Annotated in this window: 6 protein-coding genes and 2 pseudogenes; 3 read left to right on the top strand and 5 right to left on the bottom strand. The window is 71.6% G+C overall.

The genetic code is table 11. The annotated features are described in order from the left end of the window. Positions 1-3: 3 nt before the first annotated feature. A pseudogene (locus tag EAO72_RS43225) lies at positions 4-174 on the bottom strand (galactokinase); the annotation flags it as partial. Further along, positions 149-538: pseudogene (locus tag EAO72_RS22465) on the bottom strand (GNAT family N-acetyltransferase); the annotation flags it as partial. The pseudogenes EAO72_RS22465 and EAO72_RS43225, both read right to left, overlap by 26 nt. Before the next feature lie 278 nt (positions 539-816). Here EAO72_RS22465 and EAO72_RS22460 point away from each other — a divergent pair. Continuing rightward, on the top strand, positions 817-1,614 hold the full coding sequence (locus EAO72_RS22460; RefSeq protein WP_222724152.1) for a LuxR C-terminal-related transcriptional regulator: 798 nt from the start codon (positions 817-819) through the stop codon (positions 1,612-1,614). Here the strand turns inward: EAO72_RS22460 and EAO72_RS22455 are convergent. Further along, positions 1,573-2,070: a MarR family winged helix-turn-helix transcriptional regulator gene (locus tag EAO72_RS22455; RefSeq protein WP_148019081.1), complete on the bottom strand. Its 498-nt coding sequence runs from the start codon at positions 2,068-2,070 to the stop codon at positions 1,573-1,575. The two genes, EAO72_RS22460 and EAO72_RS22455, sit on opposite strands and share 42 nt — an antisense overlap. A gap of 88 nt (positions 2,071-2,158) precedes the next feature. Between EAO72_RS22455 and EAO72_RS22450 the strand changes: the two genes are divergently transcribed. Both EAO72_RS22450 and EAO72_RS22445 read left to right on the top strand, forming a co-directional pair. Beyond that, the gene (locus EAO72_RS22450; RefSeq protein WP_148019080.1) at positions 2,159-2,959 is read left to right on the top strand and encodes a trans-aconitate 2-methyltransferase; all 801 of its coding nucleotides are present in this window, start codon (positions 2,159-2,161) and stop codon (positions 2,957-2,959) included. After that, positions 2,956-3,339, top strand: coding sequence for a VOC family protein (locus tag EAO72_RS22445; RefSeq protein ID WP_148019079.1), 384 nt, complete (start codon positions 2,956-2,958; stop codon positions 3,337-3,339). The genes EAO72_RS22450 and EAO72_RS22445 overlap by 4 nt, the downstream gene beginning before the upstream one ends. Positions 3,340-3,380: 41 nt before the next feature. Here the strand turns inward: EAO72_RS22445 and EAO72_RS22440 are convergent, their stop codons facing one another. Next, positions 3,381-5,108: an FG-GAP repeat domain-containing protein gene (locus EAO72_RS22440; RefSeq protein ID WP_261991602.1), complete on the bottom strand. Its 1,728-nt coding sequence runs from the start codon at positions 5,106-5,108 to the stop codon at positions 3,381-3,383. Positions 5,109-5,207: 99 nt separating this feature from the next. After that, positions 5,208-6,878, bottom strand: a complete 1,671-nt coding sequence (locus EAO72_RS22435; protein ID WP_148021968.1) for an FG-GAP-like repeat-containing protein — start codon at positions 6,876-6,878, stop codon at positions 5,208-5,210. Positions 6,879-7,042 lie beyond the last annotated feature (164 nt).

The raw sequence follows: 7,042 nt of genomic DNA, 5'->3' as shown, positions 1-7,042 counted from the left end.
GGGTCAGACGAGCCGGCGGGCTCCCGCGGACGGCACCGCGGGGAACACGCCCGGGGCCGCGTACCCGGCCGCGGCGAACGCCTCCTGCACGGACTTGGTGACGGTGTCCTCCTGCGACTCCTCGACGAGCACGATCGCCGAGCCGCCGAATCCGCCCCCGCACCTCGTAACCCCGCTGACGGTAGAAGTCCGGGGCCTGGAAGTCCCAGGTCTCCACCCGCGAGCGGACGCAGGACCGCTCGGTCCGGGCCACCCGTTCCGCCTCGGCGAGCAGTCGCGAGCCGAGGCCGGAACCGCGATGGCGGGCGTCGACCCAGAGCAGGTCCACATGGAGCCAGGTCGCCCAGGTACGGCCGGTCAGTCCCGCGGCGAGCCGGTCATCGGCGTCCAGTGCCCATACCTCCAGCGGGACTTCGAGCGCCGCCGGTGTATCGCGCAGGGCGCGCAGCCGCGGTGAGCGAGCGGTGTTGTCGTCGCGCAGGCACTTGTTCAGCAGCTGACGTCGCTCTTTGTCCACTTCTGTCTCAAGACGGAACATGAACAACACCCTAGGACTCGGCTGCCCGTCAGTTCTGTGAATTTCCTTCCCCTCGGAGCCGCCGCCCGTACCCTGATGCACAGCACCGGTGGGGGCCGGTGCTGATTCAGGGGTACGAGACAGCCGGGTGCGGCGTCCGGGCGGGAGGGCAGTCGGTGCACGGCGGCGGCCGTGGACCGCGGTTCAGCTCCCCGCTCCGGGCGTCGTACCCGCGCCGGTCCGTCCCTGCCGGGGGCCGCATTCTCGCGTGCCCCAGAACACACAGCATGGGGGTGCCTGTGGCCCGTATCCGGGTTCTCGTCGTCGACGACCACCGTATTTTCGCCGAGTCGCTCGCCGCGGCGCTGGCCGCCGAGCCCGATGTCGACGTGGCCGCGGCCGGCAACGGGCCGGCCGCTCTGCGCTGTCTGGAGCGCGCGGTGTCCGAGGGCCGCGGTTACGACGTGATACTCGTCGACGCCGAACTGGGCATCCTGCGCCCGCCCGGCCGCCCGGCCGCGGGCCCGGTCCCGGTGCCCGCTCCGAACGCCGGGGAGAACGGCCTGGTCGACGGCATCTCCCTGGTCGCCGGCATCCGCTCGCTGCGCTGCCAGGTGCGTACGGTAGTGCTCGCCGAGAAGGACGACCCGCGCCGGGCCGCGCTCGCGCTCCAGGCGGGCGCCTGTGGCTGGGTCGCCAAGGACAGCTCGCTGCAACGGCTGCTCGCGGTGATCCGGGGCGTGCTGCGCGACGAGACGCATCTGCCGCCCGCGCTGCTCACGGGCGTGCTGCGGGAGCTGATGGCGGACCGCAAGCACCGCACCGAGAGTGAACAGCTCGTCGAGTCCCTGACCCCGCGCGAGCGCGAGGTACTGCGCTGCATGGTGGCGGGCCTGGGCCGCAAGGCGGTGGCGGAGCGGCTCTTCCTCTCCCCGCACACGGTGCGTACGCACATGCAGAACGTGCTGGGGAAACTGGGCGTGCACTCGACGCTGGCGGCGGTCGCGCTGGCCCGGCGGGCGGGTGTCGGTCCCGCCGACCTGGAGGCGCCGGCCCTAGCCGGGGACGTTGTCGAACGGGGCGGTCAACTGGCGTAGCAGACCCGCCAGTTCGCCCCGCTGCTGCCGGGAGAGTTCGCCCAGGATGGCGCGCTCCTGGGCCAGCAGGCCGGCCAGCGACTGGTCGGCCTTGTCACGGCCCTCCGCGGTGAGCCGGACCAGGACGCCGCGGCGGTCGCTGGGGTCGGGGAGCCGCTCGACGAGGTTCTTCTTGGTCAGCCGGTCGATACGGTTGGTCATCGTGCCCGACGTGACCAGCGTCTGGGTGAGGAGCTGGCCGGGCGAGAGCTGGTACGGGGAGCCGGCCCGGCGCAGCGACGTGAGGACGTCGAACTCCCACGGTTCCAGGTGGTGCTCGGCGAAGGCGATCCTTCGGGCCCGGTCGAGGTGGCGGGCCAGGCGGGAGACGCGGCTGAGGACCTCGAGCGGTTCCACGTCGAGGTCGGGGCGCTCTCGGCGCCATGCAGCGACCAGCCGGTCGACCTCGTCCTCCATGTGGATCAGTGTAGAGGGTCTGTCGACATGAAGTCTCTTGAATTCAAGTGTCTTGACATCAAGATACTTCGGGCCGATCCTGGACGGCATGACCGCACCCCTCTGGGATCCGCAGCAGTACCTGCGCCACGCGGACCATCGCACGCGCCCCTTCCACGACCTGCTGGCCCGCGTTCCCGAACTGCCGGACGCCTCCGCCCCCCGCATCGCCGACCTCGGCTGCGGCGCGGGCAACGTCACCGCCCTGCTCGCCGAGCGCTGGCCCCGGGCCCGTATCACCGGCTACGACAACTCCCCGCAGATGCTGGAACGGGCCCGCGCCCACGCCACCGCCCTGCTGGACTTCGCCGAGGCCGACGCCACGACCTGGACCCCCGGCCGGCCGCACGACCTGATCGTCTCCAACGCCCTGCTCCAGTGGGTCCCCGGCCACGCGGACCGTTTCCCGGACTGGCTGGACGCGCTCACCCCCGGCGGCACCTTCGCCCTCCAGGTCCCGGGCAACTTCGACCAGCCCTCGCACGCCCTGATGCGCGAACTCGCCGAGTCCCCGCGCTGGCGCTCCCGGCTGGGAGGGAGCCTGCGCCACGCGGACGCGGTCCTCGGCCCGGCCGGCTACCTGGAACACCTCACGGCCCCCGGCATCACCGCCGACGTCTGGGAGACCACCTACCTCCACCTCCTGCACGGCGAGGACGCCGTCCTCGACTGGGTGAAGGGCACCGGACTGCGCCCGGTCCTCACCGCCCTCGCCGACGACGAGGAGGCCCGGGACGCCTTCCTCGCCGAGTACCGCGACCTGCTGCGCGCCGCCTACCCCGCGGGCCCGCACGGCACGGTCTTCCCGTTCCGCCGCATCTTCGCCGTCGCCCACCGGGAGAAGTCATGATCACCGCGCTCGACCACGTCCAGCTGGCCGCCCCCGAAGGCTCGGAGGAGGCGCTGCGCACGTACTACGCCGGCATCCTCGGCCTCACCGAGGTCCCCAAGCCGCCGGTCCTGGCCGCCCGCGGCGGCTGCTGGTTCCAGGCGGGCCCGGTCCAGCTCCACGTGGGCATCGAGGCGGACTTCCGCCCGGCCCGCAAGGCGCATCCCGGCCTGCGCGTCCAGGACATCGAGGCCTTCGCCGCCCGGCTGACGGCACACGGTGCCGAGGTCCGCTGGGACGGGGACCTGCCCGGCCACCGCCGCTTCTTCAGCCACGACCCGGTGGGCAACCGGCTGGAGTTCCTGGAACCGGACGGGGCCCCGGCACCGGAAGACCGGTGACGGGGCCCCGCCCTGCGTGAGGGTGCGGTCGTTGCGGTGGATCAGTTCAGGACGCTGTACGTGTTCCAGCCGCCGCCGATCCTGACCGGGCGGGTGAACTGGCCGGAGCCGTTCGAGATGTACCGGAAGAGGCCGCCGCTGCGGTCGACCGCCAGGAGATCGGCCTTGCCGTCACCGGTGAGGTCCCCGGGCGCGGCCAGCTTGGCGTAGGTGTTCCAGCCCCCGCCGACGGGGAACGGCCTGAGGAACGGCGCGTTCACGTCGCCGGTGCCCCGGTACATCCTGAGCACCCCGCCCAGGTCGCGGGCCACCAGGTCGGCGCGGCCGTCCCCGGTGAAGTCGCCGGTGCCGACGATCACGTCGTACGCGTTCCAGCCGCCGCCGACCTTGACCCGGGCACCGAGCGCGCTGCCCGTGCCGTTGCCGGGGTGGAGGTACAGGTAGCCCTTGGTGTCACGGGTCAGCAGGTCGGCCCTGCCGTCGCCGGTCAGGTCGCCGGGGCCGATCGTGAGGTCGTAGCCGCCCCAGCCGCTGCTGACGTGGCGGATGTCGTCCGGGCCGAAGCTGTGGTTGTAGAGCTCGCCGCCGGACACGTTCATCAGGTCGACGAGGGTGTTCTCGTTGAGCGACGAGGCGAGGAAGGGCTTGCCCTTCCAGCCGCTGCTGATCCCCGCGCGCTGGTCCAGCTCGCCGTTGTTCCGGGACCAGAAGGCAGAGAGATCGCCCGTGGTGTCGAGCCCGAGGAGTTCGCTCCTGCCGTAGGCGGGGGTGCCGCCGGCGCCGGCGAGGAGCGTCGCCGTGTTCAGACCGGAACCGCTCGCGACGCGGACCGAGAGCATGCCGTCGTCGCCGGTGGAGAGATAGGTGAAGACGTCACCGTTGACCGCGCGGGCGATCAGGTCGCCGCGGCCGTCGCCGTCCAGGTCGTCGGCGCCGATGACCTGGTTGTAGATGTGCCAGCCGTGACCGACCCGGGTGCTCGCCACGAAGGGGGACTTCGCCGACCCGGTGCCCCGGTAGAAGTAGAGATCGCCGGAGACGGTCCGCCCGTAGAGGTCGGCGACGCCGTCCCCGGTGACGTCGTTCATCCCGATGAGCTGGTCGTACCAGTCCCAGCCCTTGCCGACGAGGACCCGTGCGCCGAACGGCGCGGTGGAGGTGTTGCCGGTGGCCGGGTACAGATACAGCTCGCCCGCGGGTGTGCGGGCCAGCAGGTCGGACCGCCCGTCGCCGGTCAGGTCGCCGGGCGAGAGGACCTTGTTGTAGATCTGCCAGCCCTTGCCGGTCCATTCGGCGTTGCCGGTACCCGCCCCGGACATGGTCGAGTGGAACGACAGCGCGCCGTACGGCGACAGCGTCAGCAGGTCCGAGAACCCGTCACCCGTCTGGTCGCCGACCGGAATGACGTCCTTGTGCGCGTTCCCGTCCTTGCCGGGGATGTCGAAGTCGTACACCCCTTCCGCGCTGCTCGGCATGATGCCGAGCCCGCCGTCGCGCGTCCGCACGACCAGGTCGAACAAGCCGTCGTCGTCGAAGTCCGCGCGGGGCTTCAGGGCCGCCCCGAGCCGGTCGGTGTGCTCCGGCAGGTTCAGGGCCGGCCGCGGGTCCGCCGAGAGCGCGGGCCGTTCGGCCGCCGTGCTGCCATCGGCCGAGGCCGGGGCGGCCAGCAGCATGCCGGCCGAGAGGACGAGTGCGGTGCAGGCCGCGAGGCGGCGCGCACGCGTGGAGCGTGCGGGCACGGCGCGACGGCCGGATGTCACAGAGATCATGGCCCCCCCAGGGGTACGTGGTGAAACGTCCAGGGCCCCGTCACCGGAGTGCCGGTGACGGGGCCCCGTCGGAACGCGATGGTGCGGTCGTGCGAAGGATCAGTACAGGTTGACGTACGAACCCCAGCCGCCGCCGATCCTGGCCCGGGCGCCGAACTTGCCGGTGCCGGTCGAGGTGTAGCGGTACAGGTCGCCCTTGCCGTCGATGCCCACGAGGTCGGCCTTGCCGTCCCCGTTGATGTCGCCGGGCGCGGCCAGCTTCTTGTAGGTGTTCCAGCCGCCGCCGATGTTCAGGCGCGCCTTGAACGGCTTCGAGGCGACGCCCGTACCCGGGTAGAGGTACAGGTAGCCGCTCTTGCTGCGGGCGAGCAGGTCGGTGAGGCCGTCACCGTTGTAGTCGCCGGCACCGAGCAGCTTGTTGTACGCGCCCCAGCCGCCGCCGACGTTGATCCGGGAGGCGAACGCGGTGCCGTTGCCGTTGCCCCGGTAGAGGTAGAGCGTGCCGCCGGAGGTACGGGCCAGCAGGTCGCCCTTGCCGTCACCGCTGAGGTCGCCGGGGCCGACGAGGCTGTTGTAGACGCCCCAGCCGTTGCCGATGGGGTCGCCGCCGTTGTACAGCGTGCCGGCGTAGACCTCCATCAGCTCGGCCCGGCCGTCCTTGTCGAAGGACGACGGGAACGAGATGTTGGCCCCGCCCCAGTTCTCGCCGACCACCTGACGGGCGGCGAACAGGCCGTTGTTCTTCGGGTAGTACCAGTACAGAGTGCCGTTGGAGCCGAGCCCGAGCATCTCGTTCTTGCCGAAGTCGGGGTTGCCGCCCGTGCCGATGAACAGCGACGCGACGTTCCAGCCGGGCCCGCCGCCCGAACGGGTGAGGAAGCTGCCCGATCCGGTGGACTCGTAGTAGTACAGCGCGCCGGCGGTCGTCCGGGCGAGGATGTCGCCGAGGCCGTCGCCGTTGGCGTCGTCGACGCCGATGATCTGGTTGTAGCCGTTCCAGCCGTTGCCGACCTTCACGCGCCCGGTGAACGGCTTGGCCGCGTTCCCGGTGCCCGCGTAGAAGTACAGCTCACCGGCGGTCGTCCGGGCGAAGAGGTCGGCGATGCCGTCGCCGGTCACGTCATTGGCGCCGACCAGCTGGTCGTAGGCGCCCCAGCCGCTGCCGACCTTGACGCGGGCCTTGAACGGGTTGGAGTCGACCGCGCCGTTGGTGACGTACAGGTACAGCTCACCGGACGGTGTGCGGGCCAGCAGGTCACCGCGGCCGTCACCGTTCAGGTCACCGGGGCCGACCAGCTTGTTGTACATCTGCCAGCCCTTGCCGGACCAGGTGACGTAACCGGTGCCGGTGTCGCCCCAGCTCTGGAGGAGCGAGAGCGTGCCGGTGGCGGACAGGGCGAGGAAGTCCGGCCGGCCGCCCCCGTCCAGGTCGCCGGGCGCGATGAGGTCCTTGTACTGCTCCTCGTAGTCGCCGTTGATCGTGTACTCGTGCGAGTCCGCGCCGGTCGACGGCTCGACGTACACCTTGCCGTCGATCGCGCGGTACATCAGGTCGCTGTATCCGTCGTCGTCCACGTCGAGACGCGGCTTCGCGGGCACCACCGCGGCGGCGGCACCCTCGACACCGGCCGCACCCGACTTCTTCGCCGGGTGAGCCGGGCGCTCCGGGAGCGAGAGGGACGGCAGTTGGCCGAGGGCCGGCGTGGACCGCTCGACCGCGGTGCGGCCCGGTGCGGTGTCATCGGCCGAGGCCGGGGCGGCCAGCAGCATGCCGGCCGAGAGAACGAGTGCCGTGCAGGCCGCGATCCGGCCCGCGCGCTTCGAGCGCGCGGGCACGGGACGACGGCCGGGTTCCACAGAAGACAAAGCCCCCCCAGGGGTAAGTGGTGGAACCGGGAGAAACGCCTTCACAGGTGCATTACATGCAGGGTGAA

This window comes from Streptomyces sp. OR43 (assembly GCF_008042275.1).
GTDB lineage: Bacteria > Actinomycetota > Actinomycetes > Streptomycetales > Streptomycetaceae > Streptomyces.
This window is presented reverse-complemented; position numbering and strand designations above follow the sequence as displayed.